Raw genomic sequence first — 23,595 nt, 5'->3', positions numbered from 1 at the left:
TAATATGGACATGAACCATACCCATACCCGAGTGTAAAGGACCGTGATCAGCGTTGCCGCATACTTTGCTGCTCGTGGATGACGAAGAGAAGGTCATCGAATTCATGAAGCCGTACCTGCAAGCGGAAGGATTTGAGATTATTACGGCAAAAACCGGAACCGAAGCGCTGCATATAGCCAAATTGAAAAAGCCCTCGATCGTGGTGCTGGACTGGATGCTGCCGGAAATGAGCGGGATCGACGTGTGCCGGGAGCTTCGCAAAATCAGCCGTATGGGCATTATTATGGTTACGGCCCGAACGGACGTCACCGACCGAATTATCGGTCTTGAAGTCGGCGCCGACGATTATTTGACCAAGCCTTTCGCTTTGCGGGAGCTCGTTGCCCGCATTCGCTCTTTGCTTCGCCGGATGGACGGTCGCGACATCGCGCGGGAAACCCTGGAGCGCGGAGAACTGACGATATCGGAGACGCAGTGCCGCGTCTGGAAAAGGGGAGAAGAGATTCCGCTGACCCCGACGGAGTTCAAGCTGCTGCTTACGCTTGCCGCCAAGCCGGGCATCGTGTACAGCAGACTCCAGCTGCTGCAAGCCGCGCTCGAAGACGATGTGTTGAACGACGAACGAACCATCGACGCCCATATCAGCCGGCTGCGCAAGAAGATTGAAGACGACCCGTCGAATCCGGTATACATTCAAACGGTTTACGGGTTCGGTTACCGGTTTGGTGACCGGTTATGAAAGTGAGAACGAAGCTGTTTTTGGCGATGGCCTCCCTGATTATGGCGATGAGTCTGCTCTTTATTCTGGTCACCCAGTTCGTCGTAAGGGGCGTGCTGGAGCATATGGATCTAGCCGACCGAACGCGGGAAATCGGGGTTCTGTCGCGGCAATTTCAAGGCTTTTACGAAAAAAACGGAGGCTCTTGGAACGGGGTGGAGCAATTCCGGATCGGAGAAGATTGGAACCGCGGGCGGTGGGATGCCAGTATTCGCTTATTGTCGCCCGAACGAACCCCGCTTTATGCGGCCGGAAATGCCTCCGATGAAGAGGTGATCCGATTAGGCATTCGGAAAAACCTGCAGATGGCGGGGAAAACCATTGCCTTCTTATACTATTATGATTCGGAGGTAGCCAACGTCTCCAAGCTGAGGTTCGGAATCCGCGACTCGGTTACGTTTCTTTTGTTCGCAAGCACGATTGTTTTTGCCATCCTGTCTCTCTTGATCGCGTTCTGGCTGTCGAAACGGCTTACCGATCCGTTCATGCGGCTCCTTCCCGCCATCGATCGGCTCGGCAAAGGGGAATTCGGAATCAAGGTGCCGGTGGTTTCCAAAGACGAGTACGGCACAGTCGCGAGGGCTTTTAATGAGATGTCCGCTCAGCTGGAGCGGGCCGAGGCTGTCCGCAAAAATCTGACCGCAGACATCGCTCACGAGCTGCGAACGCCGCTCACCGTCCTTCGCGGCCATATGGAACTGATCCAGCAGAGCGGACGGGCCGTTGAGCCGGAAAGCTTGCTGCCTCTGCAGGATGAATTGATCCGCCTGTCCCGTCTTGTCGACGACCTCCACCAGCTGTCGCTGGCCGAAGCGGGGAAGCTGCCGCTGGAGCGAAAACCGGCCGATGCCGCCGCGCTGCTGGAAAGGACCGTTGACCGGATAAGACCGGATGCGGACGCCAAATCCATTGCCGTTACGCTGAACGTTCGGACCGATCAAACCGTGATCGTGATGGATCCGCACCGGATGACCCAAGTCTTTTTAAACTTGCTGATCAATGCTGTCCGCTACACCCCTTCCGGCGGAGAAATCACCGTAACGGCCGAGAGGGTGGAAGCGGGGAACGGAAAACCCGCGCGCATGCGGATTACGATTGCCGACACGGGACCGGGCATTGAACCCGAGCATCTCCCGTTTATCTTCGACCGGTTCTATCGGACGGAAGCGGCGCGCACGCGAAACAGCGGCGGAATGGGTCTCGGCCTTGCCATTGCGAAGCAGTTCGTGCTTGCTCATAGCGGCTCCATTGAAGCGGCGAGCAGCCCGGGGCGGGGGACGGCCTTCATCGTTGAATTGCCCGCGGAATAGCCGGGGTTGGAAACCGCAAGTTTTTGTGCTTGTTCTCCATGTGGATATGCCGTTACTCATACCTTCCGTTTACATATGGTAACGTGAGGTAGAATTGATCCATCACAGCAAGGGGAGCGATGTAATGGAAGCCGGCCCCAAACATGCGATCACCAAACAGGGAGTTTCCATATTACCTGAACGAATCGCCAAAACTACTTGCGGAATCTGTTTGCCAATTACGCCAGACAGCGCCATCCGAAACCGGTATGCTTCCCTTGTTCAAGGCGCGACCCTTCTCATCAAACGGAGCGTGTTCGACAAGGTCGGTTTTCCGGATCGAAACCGGGGGGAATACGTGAAGTTTTGTTCTAACAGCCGGGCGAAAGGCTTTAAGATTTATTCGGGAAGCCCATACAACTTCCTTGCGATCCGCAGGAGAAACTCGAAAGGCCATACTTGGATTGTCAGCGATAACCATCTATTAACAAGAAACGTTAAAGTGCTTAAAGCGAAAAACATCACCAAATTTATAAGCACATTCCTGTCGAAATGATTCTTGGTTTTGATATAATCAAAGTAGATCCTTTATTTTTATCAGAGGAGAAAGTCGTTCAAATGGGCATCTCGTTCATTCGTTTGCGGTAATGTAAGGTGCAGACCATGTTGAGCCCTGCCGATTTTTTTGGAGCGGCACGGGTTTATTTGGCTGCGCCTTTTTTCATTCACCGACTACGAATGAATTGGGGTGCTTTTTTGTGTCCGACAGCAAAAAGACGATACAGGCAAAGCTTATGTCCGAATGTGAAGGCATGTTCAGATGTCCGATCTGTTTCATGCCGATGAAGATGGACCAACTGAAGAGTCTAATCTGTACGAACCACCACTGTTTCGATGTATCCAGGAAAGGATACCTAAATTTTCTAAACCGTTCCCCCAAAACGAAATACGATAAACGCCTGTTCCAGGCCCGGCAGACGATGTGCCAAAACGGCTTTTTCGAGCCGTTGATCGAACGAATAAGCCGCAGGATCAAGCAAGAATCCGGTACGAAAAAGCAGCGCATTCGCATTCTGGACGCCGGGTGCGGGGAAGGATCGCTTTTATCCGGCATAAGGGAAAAGGTGAGCCCGCATACGGCAAACGGCCTTTTGAGCGTAGGCGTGGATATTTCCAAAGAGGGAATTCTGGCCGCCTCAAAAGCTTATTCGGATTCGATTTGGTGCGTTGCGGATCTTGCGAAGTGTCCGTTTGCAAACCAACAATTCGATTTCATACTGAACACCTTGTCTCCATCCAACTATTCCGAATTTAACCGAATGCTTGCGAACGACGGAACCGTCATCAAGGTGATTCCGGAGAAAAACTATCTCAAAGAAGTAAGGGAGGTTTTCTACGGGCACACCCCAAGACGGGAATATTCGAATGAAGGCACGGTGAAGCATTTTGCCGATCACTTTGACCTTCTGGACATGGAGCATGTTCGTTACCGCGTAGCGCTGGATCGCGCGCTTATCGGACACTTGGTCCGGATGACTCCCTTGTCTTGGGGAGCGACAGAGGAACGGCTGCAAAAGATGCTGGACATGGATTCGGCGAAGATTACCGTGGAGCTGACGATTTTGATCGGGAAAACATTCGCCTAATCCCCGTAGGCGGTTCCTTTTTTGGCCGCCGCCCGCTTGCCCGTTGCTTCCGCAAGGGCTGCCCGGCGGGCCGTTTCCGTCAGGCCCGCAACGGGTAGCGAGCCCGAAGCGAGGCGGCTACGGTACGGACTTCGGCGGGAGGCGGCAGCTCCGCGTCGCTGGCGGAGAGGGGCGTACCCGCCGCGCTCTGCAGGCGGCCGATCGTCCGCTTGACCGCATCGGCGAAGGTGTGCGCCGCGTCCGGGCCGAGGCCCGCCAGCTCCTCGAGGCTGGCGGTGCTGCCGTCCGTCACCTGCGGGTAAGCGGACGGGTCCGCGCCTAAGGCGGCGCGCTCGTAGAACGCGCGCACAAGCCGCGTCCGGTCGGCCCCCCGGCCCGCCGCGACGACGAACGCCTGCACGGCATAGGCGCGCAGTTGCCGCCGCTGCGCGATGCCGCAGAATTTGCGCCCGGCGATGCTCAGATCGTAGTCGCCGGGGCAGTAGGCGCCGCGGATCTCGCCTTTGTCGACGGTGCAGCCGGTGAAGGCGAGGGCTTCGCGGATGAGGGCGTACATCCGTTCGAAGTCGCGGCGGAAGTGCGCGTCCGCCCCGTCTTCCTTCGGCAGGATGAACGAGAGGTTGACGGTGCCGGGGTCGAGCGGGACGGCCGCCCCGCCGGAATTGCGGACGGCGACCCGATAGCCCTGCGATTCGACCCAGCGGGCCGCGTCCGCGGCATGGGGCAGGCGGATGTCGCGCTGTCCCATGACAAAGGCGGCCGGATGGCGCCACAGGTGGCAGAACGCCGCCCCGCTTGCGCCCGCCTTTCGGCAGAGCAGCTCGTCCAGGGCAAACGAATATAAAGGATCGGGCTCGGAGAGGTCGTCCGTCCGATCGACAATCCGCATCGTATCGGGCCAGGATAACGTATCGTCGTTCATGCTTTGCGGCTCCTTCGCGCGAGGTTTTCTTTTTCCCCAATGGAATCAGTATATAACAAGCCGCATGCCGCCGCACTTCCGTTGAGTCAGGGACCGCTTCGGACTGCCGCTAACCGGGGGCGGGGAGAGATGTGTTAGAATAGGAGCAAGAGTGAAAGACCGGACGCGGCGGTCGACATGAATCCGGAAAGGGACATGCCTTGTGAAAACGCTGGTTATCGCGGAAAAACCCGATATGGGTCGCAGCATCGCGGCGGTCATCGAGCCGAAGGCGGCGAATAGGCGCACGTATCTGGAGGGGGAGCGGTACATCATTACGTGGGCGATCGGCCACCTGGTCGGGCTGGCGGAGCCGGATCGTTACGACGACAAGTATAAAAAGTGGAATTTCGACGATTTGCCGATTATTCCGGAGACGTTCAAGCTGCTGCCGAATCCCCGGACGAAGGATCAGCTGGCGGTCATCCGCGAGCTGGCTTCGCGCTGCGACTTGCTGGTGAACGCGTGCGACGCCGGGCGGGAGGGGCAGCTCATTTTTTCGCTGATCCGGCGGTATTTGCGGTTGAAGCAGCCGGTGCGGCGGCTGTGGATTTCGGACCTGACGGCGGAGACGATACGGCGCGGGTTTGCGGAGTTGAAGGACGAGTCGGCGTACGACAGCTTAACCGAGGCGGCGCGGGCGCGGAGCGAGGCGGACTGGCTGATCGGGATGAACGGTTCGCGCGCGTTTACGACAAGGCACAACGAGCTGCTGTCGGTGGGCCGGGTGCAGACGCCGGTGCTGGCGCTGATCTACGATCGGCAAAAGCAGATCGAGTCGTTTCGGTCGGAGAAGTTTTACGAGGTGACGGGGTTCTTCGAGCAGGGGGCGACGGCGTACCGCGGCCTGTGGCAGGGCGACAGGATCGCCGACCCGGCGAAGGCGGAGGCGATCGCGGCCAAGGTAAAGGGCAAGACGGGCGCGGTCGAGAGCTATGAGGTTAAGGATACGAAGGAGTATCCGTACAAGCTGTACGATCTGACGCTGCTGCAGCGGGATGCGAACGGCAAGTTCGGTTTTTCGGCGAAAAAGACGCTCGACATCGCGCAGGCGCTCTATGAAAAGCACAAGGTGATCTCGTACCCGCGCACGAACTCCAACTATGTGAACGAGGAAAACATTCCGGAAATGCACCGCGTTCTCGACTCGCTGCGGGGGACGGAAGCGTACCGGGCGTTTGCGGAGAAGGCGGACAAGCGGCTCGTGCACAAGGGCAACCGGGGCGTCTGCAACCCGGCCAAGGTCGAGGATCATCACGCGATCATGCCGACGATGAAGCGGGCGGGGGCGCTGAGCCCGGACGAGCGGAAAATCTATGATTTGATCGTGCGGCGGTTCCTGTCGCACTTCTATCCGGCGGCAGAGTACAAGGTGCATACGGTGGTGACCGTAGTCGAGCAGGAGCGGTTTAAGACGACGGTCAAGCAGCTGCTGTCGCTCGGCTGGAAGGTGCTGTTGGCGGGGGACGGCGTTGGTAAGGACGGCGACGGAGCGAAGGGCGGCCGGCGCGGGCGGCGGTCCGGCGGAGATGATCCGGCGGGCGCCTCTGGCGGTGACCGGGAGCCGGCGGAGTCGCTGCTGGAAGAGACGGAGGCGCCGTTTGCGTTGGATGCGTCGCAGCCGGTCGTCTGCGCGAGCGCCGAGGCGAAGGAGAAGGAGACGCAGCCTCCGAAGCCTTTTACGGAGGGGACGCTGCTCAAGGCGATGGAAAGCGCGGGCAAGCAGATCGAGGACGACGAGCTGCGGGAAGCGATGAAGGACTCGGGGCTGGGCACCCCGGCCACGAGAGCGGCGACGATCGAGCGGCTGAAGCAGGTCGGGTACATCGAGATGCAGGGAAAGAAGATCGTCATCACGCCCAAGGGGCGCACGGCGGTCGAGCTCATCCGCGGCGCCGGGGTTGAGCTGCTCACCTCGCCGGAGATGACCGGCCATTGGGAGAAGCGCCTGAACGAGATCGCCCGCGGCCAGGCGTCGGCGGAGGCGTTCATGAACCAGGTGAAGCGGTTCGCGGTGCAGATCGTGGACAAGGTGCGCGCCCAGCCGCCCGCCGTCCGCACTGCGTTCGGGCGCGGCGACGGACCCGCGCCCACCCGCGGCAAGGCGCGGCGGGCGGGCAAGTCCGGCTCGGGCAGCGCCGCTTCGAGCGCTTCCCGCCGCCGCGCCGGGACCACTGCGCCTGCCGGCGATGCTGCGGCTTCTTCCCGGCGCGGGCGGACCGCGGGCGGCAGCGTGCATGGCGCTGCAAGCGATACGGGCGCGGCAACGGACCGGGCTGGGCGCAGAAGCGGGGCCGGAAGCCGAAGCGGGAGCCCGTCCGCGTCCGCAGCTTCGACCGTAACCGCAGCAATTGCGGCCAAAACTTCGGCTATAGCTGCGGGAACAACTTCAGCCGCAGGCTCTTCTTCGGCTGCAAGAGGCATCGCGAACTCGGCTGAAACCTCAATGTTTCCTGCAACTGCATCCGCGCGCAGAAGCAGTACCACCGTTACTGCCGCTTCCGCTCTTACGGCTTCTGCCCCCGCATTTATCGCGGCTTGCCCGCGCCCGGGCTGCGGCGGTCACATCTTCATGGGCCGCAAAGGTTACGGCTGCAGCCATTACAGAAGCGGCTGCTCCTTCGTCATCTGGAAGGAAAGCTTCGGACGCACGCTCACCGACGCCATGGTCCGCAGCCTGATCGAAAAAGGCAAAACGGGCAGGCTTAAGTTCAAGAATACCGCCGGCGAAGCTTACGAGGCCCGTCTGAAACTGATCAACCCAAGCACGGGCGAACTGGCGTTGGAGAAACTCTAGATCCGGCTTGGAAACCTTTCCCTTCCAACAGCCGCAATTGATTACACTCGCTAAACGTCGCTTGCGGCGCGTCGGTGTCTGCGTTGCAATCTGCGCCTAACCGTTCCGTTACATAACTCGTACACATGTCACAAGCCGCAGCTTGGCTGGAAAGGATGAACTCATCTTGCATATTCAAATCGTAGCCGTCGGCAAGCTCAAAGAGAAATATCTCGTTCAAGGTATCGCCGAATACGTCAAGCGCCTCGGGCCTTACGCCCGCATCACCATCACCGAAGTTTCCGACGAGAAAGCTCCCGAAATCCTCAGTCCCGCCGAGGAACGTCAGGTCAAGGACAAAGAGGGCGAACGCATCCTCTCCCACCTGAAAGACGACGCCCATGTCATCGCCCTCGCCATCGACGGCGAACTCTGGTCCTCCGAAGATCTCGCCGCCCACCTCGACAAGCTCGGCACCTACGGCACCAGTCACGTCGCCTTCGTCATCGGGGGTTCCTTGGGCTTGTCCGACGCCGTACTGAAGCGCGCCGACAAGAAGCTCTCCTTCGGCCGGCTCACCTACCCGCACCAGTTGATGCGGCTTATTCTGGTGGAACAGGTTTATAGGGCGTTTCGGATTAATCGGGGGGAACCGTATCATCGCTAAAGGTAAAATATTAAGGGACTTCATCAAGTCCCTCAGGCTTTCGGTATGGGTGCTGTTCAGATTGTCCAGCACATAAGGTTCAAGCGGGGAAATAAAGTCACATTCTTGGATCGCCGCTAGGCGGGTAAGGAGTATCGAGGAATCCTTCTGTAATGTTTCGATAGTAAAGTCGAATAGAAGGTTGATTTGGGTAATCTGCCGACCGACTCGCTTGGGGGCATCCTTGGTTATACGGATACTTTCAACCATCAATCGAAGTAATGCCTTTTGTTCATCCGCATCTGCTTTTAGCAATGCGTCTTTGATTAGACTAAGCAGATTTTGCAAAGAGTCAGGGTCAACCGGCTTTTTGTTTTGCCCATCCAGTTCAGCTTCAATAGCTTCCAACCGCTTTTGAAGCTGTTCCTGCTTGGCGTGCGTTTCCTTCAGGTCATCTTTGAAAATAACAGCCAAATCAGGATCACTTAATGTTGGTTTTACGGACTTTTGGCTTATTTCATTGGTATTATTGCCCATGTCAGGCGATGCCGAACCGGAAAAATCATTTTTTCGATATCAACACCCAATTCAAGTTACTATAGACATTAGCGAAAAGAAGTTTTCCTGAATAGGAATTACGAACTACTTTTAACAAGGAATTTCAATGAAAGATATCGAATTGTGGTTGTGTGGTTTCGGGTGGAACAAGAGGTGAACCATGGAAATCATCAATAATATCGACAATCTTCTCGGTGAAAATTTGAAACTTGAGGTTCGCAAAGGCAGCAAAGTATCGATTGCTGCATCATGCTTCTCCATTTATGCATATGAAGCCTTAATGAAAGAACTGAATCAGGTGGAAGAAGTCCGGTTCATTTTCACCTCTCCCACTTTTATTGCGGATAGCATAAAAAAGGAGAAGCGGGAATTTTACATCCCGAAACGGAACCGGGAAAAAAGCTTGTATGGCACCGAATTTGAAATCCGGCTCAAAAACGAATTGACGCTCAAAGCAATTGCAAAAGAGTGCAGCGACTGGATTCGCAGAAAAGTCACGTTCAAATCGAATCGAACTTCAGGTTCGATGCAGGGCATGTTGAATGTGCAGACTGCTGACGAGTCGATCACCTATATGCCGATTGATGGCTTTACAACCGTTGATCTTGGTTATGAAAAGGGCAATGCTCTCTCCAAGATGGTGAACAAGTTCACAGAAGCTCCGTTTACCAAAATGTATTTCGATCTGTTCGATCAGGTATGGAATGACAAAAGCAAGCTTGAAGATGTCACGAACCAAGTTGTGGAGCATATTTCATCGGTGTATAAAGAGAACTCTCCGGAGTTCATTTACTACGTCATTTTGTACAATATCTTCAACGAGTTCCTATCGGACATCACAGAAGACATATTGCCCAACGAAGCAACTGGATTCAAAGAGACGGAAATCTGGAAACGTCTCTATCACTTCCAGAAAGACGCGGTTCTTGGTGCGATTAATAAACTGGAAAAGTATAATGGATGCATCCTGGCAGACAGCGTCGGTCTAGGAAAAACATTCACGGCACTTGGTGTCATCAAATACTATGAACTTCGCAACAAGTCCGTATTGTTGCTATGTCCCAAGAAACTCGGCGACAACTGGCTTACCTATAAACAGAATGTAACCAACAACATCCTGTATGCCGACAGATTCCGTTACGATGTACTCTACCATACGGACATATCGCGGGAAAGAGGCAAATCAAACGATATCCCGCTTGACCGGTTGAACTGGGGTAATTACGATCTGCTCGTCATTGATGAGTCGCATAACTTCCGCAACAACGAAGCCAAGAAAGATAAAGAGACGCGGTATCAGAAGTTGATGCGGAAAGTGTTAAAAAGCGGCGTGAAAACGAAAGTGCTCATGCTCTCCGCTACTCCGGTGAACAACAAGTTCATGGATCTTCGCAACCAGCTTGCCTTGGCTTATGAAGGAAATCCAGAGGAAATCAACAGCAAGTTGGGCACGGAGCGGGGGATTAACGACATCTTCAAACGAGCCCAGTCCGCGTTTAACCAGTGGTCTAAGATGGATGTTGCTGAACGTACAACGGAGACGCTTCTTGGTATGCTCGACTTCGACTTTTTTGAACTGTTGGACAGCTTGACGATCGCCCGGTCACGCAAGCATATCCAGAAGTATTACAAAGCGGAGGAGATCGGCGAGTTCCCCAGACGGCTGCCGCCTCTCTCGAAGTTTTGCGATTTGACCGACAGAGCGGATGTTATCGGGTATAATGAAATTTTTATAGAATTGTCCAGAATCAATCTCGGCATCTATGCACCATTCAAATATATTCAACCGAGCCGACTGCGTTTCTATGAAGAGTTGTATGACACCAGCGTAAGGGGCGGGAGCGGGAACTTCAGGCAGATGGATCGCGAAGGCAGTCTGCAGATTTTGATGCGGATCAACCTGCTGAAACGCCTGGAAAGTTCGGTGGAGTCGTTCCGATTGACCCTTTCCAAGATTGTCTCCAAAATCGATCAGACGCTTCAGCAAATCGAAGCATTCGAGCGAAGCGGGAAGTCCGATGCTGTAGGTTATACCGATATTGAGGATGCCAATCTTGACGATGACGACTGGTTGGACGATGATTTCAGCATCGGGGATACAATCAAGATCAATTTGTCCGATATGGATGTTCTTCGCTGGAAAGAAGATTTGATGAATGATCACAACATTCTTTCCGCCTTGCTGACCGAAATGCAGAAAGTAACGCCTGAACATGATGCTAAGCTAAACACGTTGAAGCAGGTGATTGATCATAAAATCAATCATCCGATCAATCCCGGCAACCGCAAAGTCATCATTTTCAGTGCGTTCACGGATACCGCGGCGTACTTGTACACGCATTTATCTGCGTACATGAAGGCGAAGTACAATATCGACACGGCCAAAATCGTCGGCAGCGATGAGAACAAAAACACCGCTGGTTTGCGGAATGACATCAGCACATTGCTGACTTGCTTCTCGCCTCGATCCAAGGAGAAGAATCTGACCATGCCGGATGTCAAAGGCGAGATTGATCTGCTCATTGCTTCCGATTGTATTTCTGAGGGGCAAAACTTGCAAGATTGCGACTATCTTATCAACTATGACATTCACTGGAATCCAGTGCGGATTATTCAACGATTTGGCCGAATAGACCGGATCGGTTCGCAGAACAAGGAAATTCAATTGGTGAACTTCTGGCCCAACATGACGCTGGATGAATACATACAGTTGAAAGAAAGGGTCGAGAATCGCATGGTCATCATGGATATGACGGCAACCGGCGATGATAACGTTCTGTTCAATCAATCCAGCGATCTGGAATATCGGAAGCAGCAACTTCATCGTTTACAGAAGGAAGTCGTCGATCTGGATGATATGAACACGGGCGTCTCCATCACCGATTTGGGCCTGAACGATTTTCGCATGGACTTGGTGAACTATGTAAAGGAGAACGGAGAACTTGATACCGTTCCGAGCGGACTGCATGCGGTTGTGGCTGCTGACGAAGAGAAGGGAGCAAAGCCCGGCGTCATCTTTGTTCTTCGCAACGTTAATGAGGAACTGAATCCCGACAAGCAGAACCGGTTACATCCCTTCTATCTCGTCTACATGAGCGAAGATGGTGAAGTCGTCACCAATCATATGGATGTCAAAAAGACACTTGATATCCTGCGAGCTCTGTGCAGAGGCCAATCCGAACCAATGATGGATGCTTGCCGCAGCTTCAATCAAGCGACGAAAGACGGCAAAAAGATGGACATGTATTCCATGCTGTTGGAAGAGACCATCCGCTCGATTGTACAGGTGAAAGAAGAAAACGATCTGGATAGCTTGTTCAGTTCGGGAGGCACGACAGCACTTATAGACTCGATTAAAGGGCTTGAGGACTTTGAACTCATCACCTTTGTCGTTATCAGGCAGGTGAATGCGTGATGTTTCAATTGCCATCAAGCACGCTTGTAAACCGTAAAATTCCGAAGAACAAATTTTATGAGAAGCTGCGAGCAAATCATCATCTTAAGGAACTGTTTACTGAACAAGTCGAATCGATCATCTGGAAGCACAAGCTCTCCAAAGACACGATTCGACTTGAACCGAAAGAAGATATTGAAGAATTTCAGATATTCGAGATTCATTTGAAGGAGCAAACATACTCCCTTGACTTGCTGCGGAGTATAGATAAGGCGATCCCTTATCCCATTCTGCATGTTTTGATATATGATGGTCAGGCCAAGCTCGCCATCGCATATAAAGAGCGAAATCAGACCGACGACAATCGGTCTGTCATTCGTTCCTACCATGAGACGGACTGGCAGCCGGTGGAGAGTATCGAGCTGAACATCTTTCAAGGACTTGATCTGAAGGCTGTTTACGAGAACATCATCCGTCAACTGCTTCCCATTAAGATGAAGCCGGAAATTGAACTTTCAGCGGTTTTGGAGCGACAAGCCCATATTGATAAGCTTACGCAAGAATGCCAACGGCTAGAGTCCAAACTGCGGGCTGAAAAACAATTCAACAAGAAGGTTGAATTGAACATGGAACTACAACGGAAACGAAAAGAACTGAAACAACTACTCGATGAGTAATCGGAGGCGTACTTATGAAAAAATTGACGATGAAGTCAGTCGATTTGACTCAAGTCAATATCGACAAGATTGCAGAGTTGTTCCCCAACGTGATTACCGAAGCCAGAGATGAAAAAGGAAAAATCAAGCGTGCGGTCGATTTTGATTTGTTGAAGCAGGAACTTTCCGATGTCCTGGTTGAAGGTGAAAAGGAACGGTATCAATTGACGTGGCCGGGGAAGAAAGAGGCAATCCTTACTGCTAATTCGCCTATCGACAAAACATTGCGACCGATTAAAGAGGATAGTGTCGATTGGGAAAATACTAAAAATCTTTACATCGAGGGTGATAATCTTGAAGTATTAAAGCTGTTGCAAGAGTCGTATCTGAACAAAGTTAAAATTATCTATATAGACCCCCCATACAATACGGGAAACGATTTCATTTATAAAGATGATTTCAAAAAGAATACGAAAGAGTATCTTGAAGAGTCGGGACAAATCAATGAAGAAGGTATGCGGTTGGTTCCCAATCCATCGTCCAATGGGCGGTTCCATAGTGATTGGTTGACTATGATTTATTCTAGATTAAAAATTGCAAGGAATCTCTTAAAAGATGATGGAGCAATATTTATCAGTATCGATGATAATGAATTCGATAATGTGAAAAAAATTTGTGATGAAATTTTTGGAACGAACAACTTTATTACAGCAATTCCTTGGCAATCAAGGCAATCAATTCAAAATGACACTGACTTGAGTACTAGTCATGAGTATATCATCGTTTACGCAAAGGTACGTAGGCAAGAAAATAGAAGACTCAAGGAATCAAATATAAATTCATGGTTTAAGGAAAAGACGTTTGCATTTTATCCTCTCCCGTTGGATGAAAGCAAGTTTGAAAATCCAGATAATGACCCGCGAGGCAAATGGAAGGCAGATCCTTTTGATGCACCGAATGTAAGGCCTAATCTAACTTATAAGATAGTTAATCCAAACACGGGGCAGGAATTTTGGCCACCGAGCGGAAGATGTTGGAGGACTGAAGAAGAGAATTATAAAAAATTACTGGCGGACAATAGAATCATATTTGGAAAAAACGGTGAGAGCAGACCGCAATTGAAGGTTTTTTATAATGAGAAACGACAATTTGGGTCAGTAGAAAACACATGGTTTGATGGTACTAGATGTGGTACTACAACTGAAGGTACTAAGGAGCAGCAAAAACTATTTGATGGGTTCTCTTTTTTTGATACCCCGAAACCAACAAGATTGATTAAAAAGATATTAGAAATAACTACTGCACCCCAGAAAGATGACATTGTTCTCGACTTTTTCTCTGGCTCGGCAACAACCGCTCACGCAGTAATGCAACTTAATGCAGAAGATCAGGGGAATCGTAAATTTATTATGGTTCAATTACCCGAAGAAACAAACGAAACTTCCGAAGCTTATAAAGCAGGTTACAAAAATATCTGTGACATCGGCAAAGAACGCATCCGCCGTGCCGCGAAAAAGATCAAGGAGGAAACCGGTGCCGACATCGATTACGGCTTCCGGGTGTTCCGGGTGGACTCTTCGAACATGAAGGACGTTTACTATGCACCGGACAAGCTGAAGCAGGGGGACATATTCGATCTCACCTCCAATATCAAAGAAGATCGTACCGGGGAAGATTTGCTCATCCAGGTCATGCTGGAACTCGGCCTTGAGCTTTCGTTGCCTATGGAAACGAAACAGATTGAAGGGAAGACCGTCCATTACGTCGCCGGAAACTCTTTAATTGCATGTTTTGATGACAACGTATCGGAATCCGTCATTAAACAAATTGCAGCGGAAAAACCGCTTCGGGTTGTATTCCGCGATAGTTCCTTTGAAAATGATTCCGCACGCATCAATGTGGAAGAATTGTTCAAAATGCTCTCTCCGGGCACAGAAATCCAAGTGCTGTAAGGCGGTGAGCTCAAATTGAAGATCAAATTCAAACATCAGCAGTTTCAGTTGGACGCCGTAAAAAGTATCGTGGATTGCTTTGAGGGGCAGCCTAATGAGTTGTCCCGATTTACACTTGACCGAGGCAGAAGACAAAAGCCGGAACAAATGGTCATGGATGATCTCGCGAATGCCGAACAAGCAAATATCGGATTCAAGAACAACACCATTCAATTGATTGATCAAGAAATCTTGAAAAACATCCAAACGGTGCAACGGAAGAACGGTCTGAAAATCTCCGAAAAGCTTGAGGGCAAATATAATCTGACGATCGAAATGGAAACCGGGACAGGCAAAACCTACACTTACATCCGTACCATGTTTGAACTGTATCAAAAGTACGGATGGAGCAAGTTTATTGTCGTTGTTCCTTCTATCGCCATTCGTGAAGGTGTGCTCAAGACGTTCCAGATCACGGAAGATCACTTCATGTCCGAATACGGCACGAAGGCACGATACTTTGTGTATAATTCGAAGCAATTGCATCATATCGAGAAATTTGCCAGCGACGCCGGGATCAATGTCATGATTATCAACTCGCAAGCCTTTAATGCGAGAGGAAAAGATGCAAGGCGGATTTACATGGAACTGGATGACTTCAACAGCCGTAAACCGATTGACGTTCTGGCGAGCACGAATCCGATCCTGATCATTGACGAGCCGCAATCGGTTGAAGGCAAGCAGACGAAAGAATCCCTGAAGGCATTCAATCCGTTGTTTACCTTGCGTTATTCGGCGACGCATCGTGAAGATTATAACAAAGTGTATCGGCTCGACGCTCTGGATGCATACAACAAAAAGCTGGTGAAAAAAATCAGCGTGAAGGGGATTTCGGCCAAAGGAACAACCGGCACGGACAGCTATCTGTATCTGGAAGGCATCGATGTGAGCACGAAGCAGGCTCCGGTGGCCCGGCTGGAATTCGAAGTGAAGACAAAAACGGGCCTTGCAAGAAAAACGCAAAAAATCAGTCAGAACGATGATCTGTACCAATTGTCCGGTGAACTTGAGCAGTACAAGGGATACAAAGTGTCCGAAATTAACGGACAAAACAACAGCATTAGCTTCATTAACGGTGTAACTTTATACGCTGGTGACGTTCAGGGAGATGTAGGAGAACTGCATTTCCGTCGGATTCAGATTCGGGAAACGATTAAGTCGCATTTCGAGAAGGAACGGGCGATGTTTCATCAAGGGATTAAAGTATTATCGCTCTTTTTCATCGATGAAGTTGCGAAATACCGCCAATATGACAAGGATGGTTCGGAATTAAACGGCATCTATGCAGATATGTTTGAGGAAGAATACACCGCTTTGCTCAATGAGCAATTGTCGCTGTTTACCGATGATCCATACATCCAATATTTGAATCGGATACGAGTGAAAGAAACGCATAAAGGGTACTTTTCGATCGATAAGAAAAGCAATCGTTATGTCGATCCGAAGGTATCGGCTAGAGAGACCGACTCCGATGATGCAGATGCGTATGACCTGATTATGCGGGATAAAGAACGATTGCTAAGTTTTGCGGAACCAACCCGGTTTATCTTCTCCCACTCTGCTCTTAAAGAAGGTTGGGATAATCCGAATGTGTTTCAGATTTGCACGCTGAAACATAGCGATTCCACCATTAAGAAACGTCAGGAAGTCGGGCGGGGACTCCGGCTTTGTGTCAATCAGAATGGTGAACGGATGGATTCGAGTGTATCGGGTATCGATGTTCATGAAATTAATGTGCTGACCGTCATCGCCAGTGAATCGTACGAGCAGTTTGCGAAACAGCTGCAAAACGAAATCGCTGAAACGTTGTCCGATCGTCCACGCAAAGCAGATCGCGACTTCTTCTTGGATAAAGTGTTGAACAATGCACGCGGCGAGCAATTGAAATTAGAAGATACCTTAGCAAGCAAGTTACTGTACACGTTTATTAAAAATGATTATGTGGATGATCAGTACAATTTGACGGATGTTTATTTTAACGCTGTAGAAAATCAGGGGCTCAAACTTCCTGAGGAATTGACGGACTTTCAGGAACCGTTGGTCGAATTGGTTAAGTCGATTTATGTAGAGGGCAAATCGAATCTGGCGGATAATGAACGGAACCGTAATATTGCTTCCGTTATGGTCAATAACAATTTTTATAAAAAGGAATTTCAAGAGCTTTGGAACCAAATTAATCGCAAATCCGTGTATACCGTCAAATTTGACTCCGAAGAACTTGTGAAAAAGTGTGTGTGGGCGTTGGACAACCATTTACAAGTGCCTGCGATCCGATATGCAATCAGGCATGGCGAAATGAATCGAATTGAGTCCCAACAACAGTTAAAATCGGGGGAAGCCTTTCAAACGCGTGAAACCAAGACTGAGGTTGTGGAAGTGAAACCGGATTTCCGGGTGCAATATGATCTGGTCGGAAAGCTCATGGACGAAACGCGGCTGACGAGAAAGACGATCGTAGCCATTTTAACGGGAATCAAAGAAGCGACATTCTTACAGTTCCGCGTAAACCCCGAAGAATTCATGCTTCGAGCTGCCAAGCTGATCAACGAGCAGAAAGCGACGACAATCATTGAGTCCATCACTTATGATGTTCTCAATGATAAATTCGAAGCGGACGTATTTACGAAAAATACATTATCAGGGAAACTAGGGGAAAATGCGATTCCGGTTGAGAAGCACGTTTACGACTATGTCGTGACGGATTCCAAGATCGAGCGTGCATTTGCTAAAGAGCTTGATGTCAGCAATGAAGTTCGAGTGTATGCCAAGCTGCCGCGGGGATTTTTTATCCCGACACCGATGGGCAATTACAACCCGGACTGGGCGATTGTGTTCAGAGAAGGCGATGTGAAGTACATTTACTTCATCGCGGAGACGAAAGGCTCCATGGAATCCATGGAACTACGGGAAGTGGAAAAGGCGAAGATTGAATGTGCCCGGAAACACTTTGCTAAGCTGAATACAGGACAGCTGAAGTACGATATTGTGAATAGCTATGAGAAGTTGTTGGAAATTGTGAAGGCTTGAATTAATCTTTGGGCATAATATTGCTGGAATTTGTTAATCGGTGATATTGGTTGAATAGCTACAGCTAAAAATTGTAATTCCAAATACCAATGAAATAGCATAAAATGAACTAAAAAGGAGGTGGCGGAAGTGGCAAGAGTTGCAGTGAACCCGGAAGTGATTCGATGGGCTTTACAACGTGCAGATATAGCTGAGACGATTGAAAAGAAGTTCCCGAAGTTGATGAGTTGGATGAACAATGAAACACAACCAACATTAAAACAGCTGGAACAGCTTGCTAAAGCCACTTCCACACCACTCGGGTTTTTCTTTTTATCTAAACCACCACAAATACAGTTGCCTATTCCACATTACAGAACAATTGACGATACTTATGCTTCTAAACCAAGTCCTGACTTGTTGGAAACGGTTCAGATGATGCAGCGACGGCAAGCATGGATGCGTGATTATTTATTGGATATGGGTCAAGAGCCGCTATCCTATGTTGGATCCTGCCAATTGACGGATAAAACCAAGGACGTGGCCCAAGATATTAGAAGGACTCTGGAAATTGAAAATGGTTGGGCAGCAGACTGTAGAAGTTGGCAGGAAGCTCTCCAAATGTTACTGACTAAAATCGAAAATATAGGTATCTTGGTTGTTAGAAATGGAATAGTAGGGAATAACACTCACAGGAAGCTGGATGTGAATGAATTCAGGGGTTTTGTACTTGTGGACGAATATGCCCCGCTAATATTTATTAACGGAGCTGATGGCAAGGCTGCTCAGATGTTTACGATTGCTCATGAATTAGCTCACATCTGGTTCGGGGCAAGTGCAGCCTTTGATCTTTCTAACTTACAGCCTTCTGATAAAGAGATTGAGCAAGCTTGTAATCAAACAGCAGCAGAATTTCTCGTGCCAGAAGATGAGTTGAGATCGGTATGGGAGGGTATCAATAATGCCCCTGATCGGTTCAACCTTTTGGCAAGACATTTCAAGGTGAGCAGCATTGTAACAGCTCGAAGAGCATTAGACTTGATGTTAATATCTAGAGATGAGTTTTTTGATTTTTATCGTGCATGGATGGAAATTGAGCGTAAACAAGCTCAAGATGGTGAAGGTGGGGGTAACTTCTATTTCAACCAACACTTCCGAATTGGCCGGCGTTTTGCGGAAGCTGTATTTACAAGTGCAAAGGAAGGGCGTTTGCAATATAACGAAGCATATAGACTGACAGGCCTTAAAGGAGATACCTTTGCGGAGTATGCGAAACACCTTGGAATTGAGGTGTATTCATGACAGAATCATTAAGATTTGTTTTAGATACTAATGTTCTAGTCGAAGCACACAGGAGGTACTATGCCTTTGACATCGCACCTTGTTTTTGGCGTGTCCTGTTGGAGTTAGCAGATAGAGGTCATATAGTAAGTATTGATAGAGTTAAGGATGAGCTGATGAATTCAGGCCAAGAAGATGCCTTAAATAAGTGGGCACTCTCGGAATTTGATCACTGGTTTGCCTCGACTGAAAATGAAGAAGTATTCGAAGCATATCGTCAGTTAATTGACTGGTCTATGGGAGAAAATCAATATCATGACTATGCCAAAACAGAGTTTGCAGATGTTGCGGACAGCTGGGTAGTTGCTTTTGCTAAAGCGTATAATTGTGTTGTAGTTACTCAAGAACAGTATAGCAGGGATGCTAGGAGAAGAATTTTGATCCCTAATGCCTGTAGAGCTATGGGGGTTGATTATATGAACACATTTGAAATGCTCCGTAAGCTAAATGCTAGCCTTGGAGAGTAATCACAGCGACAAATTAACACATACACATAATTTAAGGAGAGGCGGAAATTTTGCCCCTCCTTTTCTGTTTAGTTTACCCTATCAATAGATACGGTGAACCGTATCATAAATGAGGCGAAATTTTTGGCATTAACCGCGCACGGGGAGCGGAAAGTTCGTGGGAGCTATTTCGTTGAAAGATCGTCGCGCAGACAGACTCGTGAAAATCGATTGTAACTATGAATATGAATCATGTTTCAACGTGTAATGTTTATTTGAGGTTTTTGCTATTAATTCTAGTTAAATAAAAGGAAATTGTGTAAAATTAAGATATTTCAATAACTTCCTTTGTGTTATTAAAGGGGGCGTACAAATGAAGCTAATAAGTTTCCGTGTAACACAATTTCGATCAGTTGAGGATAGCGGGTGGATAAATACCAATGATGTCACAGCATTTATAGGCACTAATGAATCAGGAAAAACAAATTTGCTTGTACCATTATGGAAGCTAAATCCGGCAAAAGACGGTGAGATTAACCCAATTCAAGATTATCCACGCGACAAATATCACATCATTCGTGCGCAAAAAAAGAAGCCAGTGTTTATTCAGGCTAGATTTCAACTCTCGGACGAATTAAGTGGGACCATCTCAGCGATTACAAGATTGCCAAGAGAGCAAATTAATCAGGTCATTGTGAAAAGAGATTTTGATGGAGAGTACTACGTAGGGTTTCCAGAAGCGAAGGGACCAACGGAACCTAAAACTCAGACTATCCGTGATTTGATTGTACAGACCATACAAAATATTAATGAAATCCCGACCACAATTAAGGCTGATGAGCCGCTGAAGGAAAGCATTTTACATGTACTATCTACTGCACTTACATTACTGGAGGGCATTACGGAGCCATCAATTGGTCTAACAGTGCTCACTCAAATTAAGACAATTTTTAATGAGATTGATTTAACTAAGGCTGCAAGGCGTTCTTCAATATCACCTAGGTTTGGGCAGTTAATAGATGAAATTGATGAGTTTATTGAAGCGGTTAATATACCGGAGCCGACGGACAACGAAGAAGTAATTAATCTGATCTTAGATAATTTGCCCACTTTCGTATATTATTCTAACTATGGGAATCTTGATTCTGAGATATATTTACCGCACGTAATTCAAAACATGAATCGGAGTGACCTTGGTGTAAAGGAAGCTGCGAAAGCCAGAACCTTGAAAGTTCTTTTCAATTTTGTAAAGTTAAAGCCCCAAGAAATATTGGATTTGGGACAAGACTTTCCACAAGGGTCATCTCCTACACAGGAGCAAATAGAAGCAGTAGCAGAGAAGAAGAAGGAAAGAGATGTTTTACTCCAATCTGCCTCTACAGAATTAACATCAAGATTTCGAGAATGGTGGAAACAAGGAGATTATCGTTTTAGATTTCAAGCTGACGGTAACCATTTTCGTATATGGGTATCGGATGACAAGAGACCAGAGGATATAGAGTTGGAGAGCAGGAGTACTGGACTGCAATGGTTTCTTAGTTTTTATCTTGTATTCTTAGTAGAAAGTCAATCGTCACACAAAGGAGCTATTCTACTCCTCGACGAACCAGGACATTCATTGCATCCAATTGCACAGAGAGACTTGTTTGCTTTCTTTGATAACCTCTCAAAAACAAATCAAATTTTATATACAACACACTCACCGTTTATGGTTGATCCAAATCATTTAGACAGAGTGAAGGCGGTTTACATAGATTCGACTGGTTCAACTGCTGTTTCTGCTAACCTGCGGGCGGCAGAAGGGCAAATTAAGCAGACGCAATCTATTTATCCAGTTCATGCTGCGTTAGGGCTTTCGGTATCAGATACTTTATTGCAAGGTTGTATAAGCGTTATCGTTGAGGGAACCTCAGATCAATATTATTTAAGCGCTATTAAAAACTTTCTTATAGGTAAAGGGTTGATTCTCCCCAATCGAGAAATTGTCTTTATACCTGCTGGAGGTGTCAAGGGTATTACAGCAGTAGTATCCATTATTACCGGGAGAGAGCAAACACTACCTTTCGTGTTGCTTGACGGCGATGCTCAAGGATTGAGTGGGGCTAAGAAGTTAAAAGAAGGCATATTCGAATCAAGTCCTAACAACGTCATTGTTGTGAACGATTATGTTGAATTGGAAAATGCGGAAATTGAGGATTTTATACCCCTTGATTTCTTGGCTAACGTCGTTACACGAATGTTACCGAGACCAGCAGATTTGGAAGAAGAATTCATTGATGTTGTTCGACCAGGTATTCCGATAGTACAGCAGATTGAGGCATATGTTTCGTCAAATAATATAGAATTGCAAAAAGGTTGGAAGGTAGAGCTTGCACAACGTACTAAAACACAATTGCTTCGAGAGAGAGCGTCTAAACAAATTGACGAATCGACAATAGGAGTATGGGTAAAACTTTTTCAGTGTATTTTGGGGGTTAACAATGAAGCTTAATCCCTTGGTGTTGCTTTATTAATCGTAAATGTTTGTATTTGGGAACCTTTCGCGAAGTTTATGCAAGCGCGGAACCGCCCCCTCCCATGGAACTGGTCGAGTGAGGGGGGGCCTCGGGGGAAGATCGTCACGCCGGCGGTCTCGTCCGCCATGGTCTGCTCGGATCCAGCGTTAGAACTTGGGAACTAAGACTTGTCCGTCTATGAGCAGCTCCTGAATGAGGCGGTGACCGTGCAATGATCCTGCAGGAACGCCTCCAGGACGCTTTCCAGCAGTTCGGATGGAAGCCGGATACCGGAAATCCTCCATACCCACGCTGAAGAAGCGGCTAAACACAATATAACGTATCTGGAGTTTTTGGACAAGCTGCTGCAGGAGGAGCTTGCGGCCAAACGGGAACGGTTTATCCGGATGAAAACGCGAATGGCCCATCTGCCTTTCCATAAGACGCTGGACCAATTCGATTTCGGATTCCAGCCGTCCATCGATGAACGCCGTATTCGGGATCTGGCCACCCTGCTGTTTATCGAGCATCAGGAGAATTTGATCTTTCTAGGACCGCTTGGAGTCGGGAAAACCCATCTGGCCGTTGCCTTGGCGCTGGAGGCGATTAAGCAGCGGTACACCGTTTATTTCATCACTTCCCATGACATGATCCAGACGACGCAGCAACAGGCGCACCAGAACCACACGATTAAACAGAAAATGAAGATCTTCACCAAGCCGAATCTGCTCATCATCGATGAGATCGGGTACCGGAAGATGGAGGATACTGCAGCGCATTTTTTCTTCCCAATCATCTCGGAACGCTATGAAACGGGTTCCATCATTCTCACCTCCAACAAATCTTACGGTTCGTGGGGTGAGATATTTGGAGACTCCGTGCTGGCAACTGCCATTCTGGACCGTCTGCTTCATCATTCGACCACGAACAACATTAATGGGGAGAGCTACCGCATTAAGGAAAAGAAAAAAGCCGGCTTCTTCAGACCTGAACCGCAAGTGAAAAACCGGCACAAACCGGTTAATTCGATTGCCGCGCCGTCCCCTAGGGGGACGCCCTCTCTCGCTCTTACTGAGGAATTTTCAACCGTTTATTTTGAGGAATTTTCAATCGGTCTTGACAAGTAAAAGCGAAGTCTCCCGAATTTGCAAAGAGCTCGATGATGTCGTAGTGGGCTTTAAGGAACGCCCGCTCGAGGGACAATTTCCGTATGTCTGGTTGGATGCCACGTTCCCGAAAGTACGCGAGGGCGGCCGGGTACGCAGCATGGCGCTTGTCGTGGCCATCGGCATCCGGAAAACCGGTGACCGGGAAGTTCTTGGATTTGAGATCGGCATGAGCGAGGGTCGCTGTTTATGATTTCCGGCTTGCAGCGGCTGAATGCGCGTTTGAGGCACTTCAGCACAAAGCTTTTCTCGAGCGTGCTGGACAGCTCATAGTCGATCACTTTGCGGCTGTACCAGTCGATGATATTGAATAGGTACATGAATTCCTTGCCCATCCGCAGATACGTAATGTCGATACCCCAGACCTGATTCGGACGGTCAATTTTTAAGCCGCGAAGCAGATATGGGCGGGTGTACTTGGCATGGAGGCGTTTGCTCAAGTTTG

14 protein-coding genes and 4 pseudogenes are annotated in these 23,595 nt (G+C 49.0%); 16 read left to right on the top strand and 2 right to left on the bottom strand.

Annotation, left to right across the window (positions count from 1 at the left end; all coding sequences use genetic code 11):
- Window positions 1-53 precede the first annotated feature (53 nt).
- The 5 genes and pseudogenes from F560_RS0106635 (at window position 54) to F560_RS0106620 (ending at window position 3,714) form a co-directional block, all read left to right on the top strand.
- The gene (locus tag F560_RS0106635; RefSeq protein WP_019004936.1) at window positions 54-740 is read left to right on the top strand and encodes a response regulator transcription factor; all 687 of its coding nucleotides are present in this window, start codon (window positions 54-56) and stop codon (window positions 738-740) included.
- Window positions 737-2,089 (top strand): sensor histidine kinase, encoded by a 1,353-nt coding sequence (locus F560_RS0106630; RefSeq protein WP_019004935.1) that lies wholly within the window; start codon window positions 737-739, stop codon window positions 2,087-2,089. Before F560_RS0106635 ends, F560_RS0106630 begins: the two co-directional genes overlap by 4 nt.
- A 124-nt stretch (window positions 2,090-2,213) precedes the next feature.
- Complete coding sequence (locus F560_RS22705; protein WP_019004934.1) at window positions 2,214-2,624, top strand: glycosyltransferase family 2 protein; 411 nt, start codon at window positions 2,214-2,216, stop codon at window positions 2,622-2,624.
- A gap of 238 nt (window positions 2,625-2,862) precedes the next feature.
- Window positions 2,863-2,982 (top strand): annotated as a pseudogene (locus tag F560_RS26510) (putative RNA methyltransferase); the annotation flags it as partial.
- Window positions 2,983-3,048: 66 nt separating this feature from the next.
- On the top strand, window positions 3,049-3,714 hold the full coding sequence (locus F560_RS0106620; RefSeq protein WP_342662932.1) for a methyltransferase domain-containing protein: 666 nt from the start codon (window positions 3,049-3,051) through the stop codon (window positions 3,712-3,714).
- Window positions 3,715-3,793: 79 nt separating this feature from the next.
- On the opposite strand, the gene F560_RS0106615 is transcribed toward F560_RS0106620, so the two are convergent.
- Complete coding sequence (locus F560_RS0106615; protein ID WP_019004932.1) at window positions 3,794-4,636, bottom strand: lipoate--protein ligase family protein; 843 nt, start codon at window positions 4,634-4,636, stop codon at window positions 3,794-3,796.
- 202 nt (window positions 4,637-4,838) lie between these two features.
- Here F560_RS0106615 and F560_RS0106610 point away from each other — a divergent pair, with 202 nt between their 5' ends.
- The 11 genes and pseudogenes from F560_RS0106610 to F560_RS0106560 form a co-directional block, all read left to right on the top strand.
- Window positions 4,839-7,472 (top strand): type IA DNA topoisomerase, encoded by a 2,634-nt coding sequence (locus F560_RS0106610; RefSeq protein WP_019004931.1) that lies wholly within the window; start codon window positions 4,839-4,841, stop codon window positions 7,470-7,472.
- A 166-nt stretch (window positions 7,473-7,638) separates the two neighbouring features.
- The gene (rlmH, locus tag F560_RS24960) at window positions 7,639-8,118 is read left to right on the top strand and encodes a 23S rRNA (pseudouridine(1915)-N(3))-methyltransferase RlmH (protein WP_083932027.1); all 480 of its coding nucleotides are present in this window, start codon (window positions 7,639-7,641) and stop codon (window positions 8,116-8,118) included.
- A 697-nt stretch (window positions 8,119-8,815) separates the two neighbouring features.
- Window positions 8,816-12,070: a helicase-related protein gene (locus F560_RS0106600; protein WP_019004929.1), complete on the top strand. Its 3,255-nt coding sequence runs from the start codon at window positions 8,816-8,818 to the stop codon at window positions 12,068-12,070.
- Window positions 12,070-12,726, top strand: a complete 657-nt coding sequence (locus tag F560_RS0106595) for a DUF4391 domain-containing protein (protein WP_019004928.1) — start codon at window positions 12,070-12,072, stop codon at window positions 12,724-12,726. The genes F560_RS0106600 and F560_RS0106595 overlap by 1 nt, the downstream gene beginning before the upstream one ends.
- Before the next feature lie 14 nt (window positions 12,727-12,740).
- On the top strand, window positions 12,741-14,657 hold the full coding sequence (locus F560_RS0106590) for a site-specific DNA-methyltransferase (protein ID WP_019004927.1): 1,917 nt from the start codon (window positions 12,741-12,743) through the stop codon (window positions 14,655-14,657).
- A gap of 15 nt (window positions 14,658-14,672) precedes the next feature.
- On the top strand, window positions 14,673-17,723 hold the full coding sequence (locus F560_RS0106585; RefSeq protein ID WP_019004926.1) for a type III restriction-modification system endonuclease: 3,051 nt from the start codon (window positions 14,673-14,675) through the stop codon (window positions 17,721-17,723).
- Between the two features lie 129 nt (window positions 17,724-17,852).
- Window positions 17,853-19,004, top strand: coding sequence for an ImmA/IrrE family metallo-endopeptidase (locus tag F560_RS0106580; RefSeq protein WP_019004925.1), 1,152 nt, complete (start codon window positions 17,853-17,855; stop codon window positions 19,002-19,004).
- Entirely contained in the window at window positions 19,001-19,510 is a 510-nt protein-coding gene (locus F560_RS0106575) for a DUF4411 family protein (RefSeq protein ID WP_019004924.1), read from the top strand. Before F560_RS0106580 ends, F560_RS0106575 begins: the two co-directional genes overlap by 4 nt.
- A gap of 352 nt (window positions 19,511-19,862) precedes the next feature.
- Window positions 19,863-21,980, top strand: a complete 2,118-nt coding sequence (locus F560_RS0106570) for an AAA family ATPase (protein ID WP_019004923.1) — start codon at window positions 19,863-19,865, stop codon at window positions 21,978-21,980.
- Window positions 21,981-22,216: 236 nt separating this feature from the next.
- A pseudogene (istB, locus tag F560_RS24160) lies at window positions 22,217-22,976 on the top strand (IS21-like element helper ATPase IstB); the annotation flags it as partial.
- A 133-nt stretch (window positions 22,977-23,109) separates the two neighbouring features.
- A pseudogene (locus F560_RS0106560) lies at window positions 23,110-23,328 on the top strand (transposase); the annotation flags it as partial.
- Here the strand turns inward: F560_RS0106560 and F560_RS24955 are convergent.
- Window positions 23,321-23,595, bottom strand: a pseudogene (locus F560_RS24955) (DDE-type integrase/transposase/recombinase); the annotation flags it as partial. The pseudogenes F560_RS0106560 and F560_RS24955 sit on opposite strands and share 8 nt — an antisense overlap.

This window comes from Cohnella laeviribosi DSM 21336 (assembly GCF_000378425.1).
GTDB lineage: Bacteria > Bacillota > Bacilli > Paenibacillales > Paenibacillaceae > Cohnella > Cohnella laeviribosi.
The sequence above is the reverse complement of the archived record's forward strand: the minus strand, read 5'-3'. Positions and strand labels throughout refer to the sequence as shown.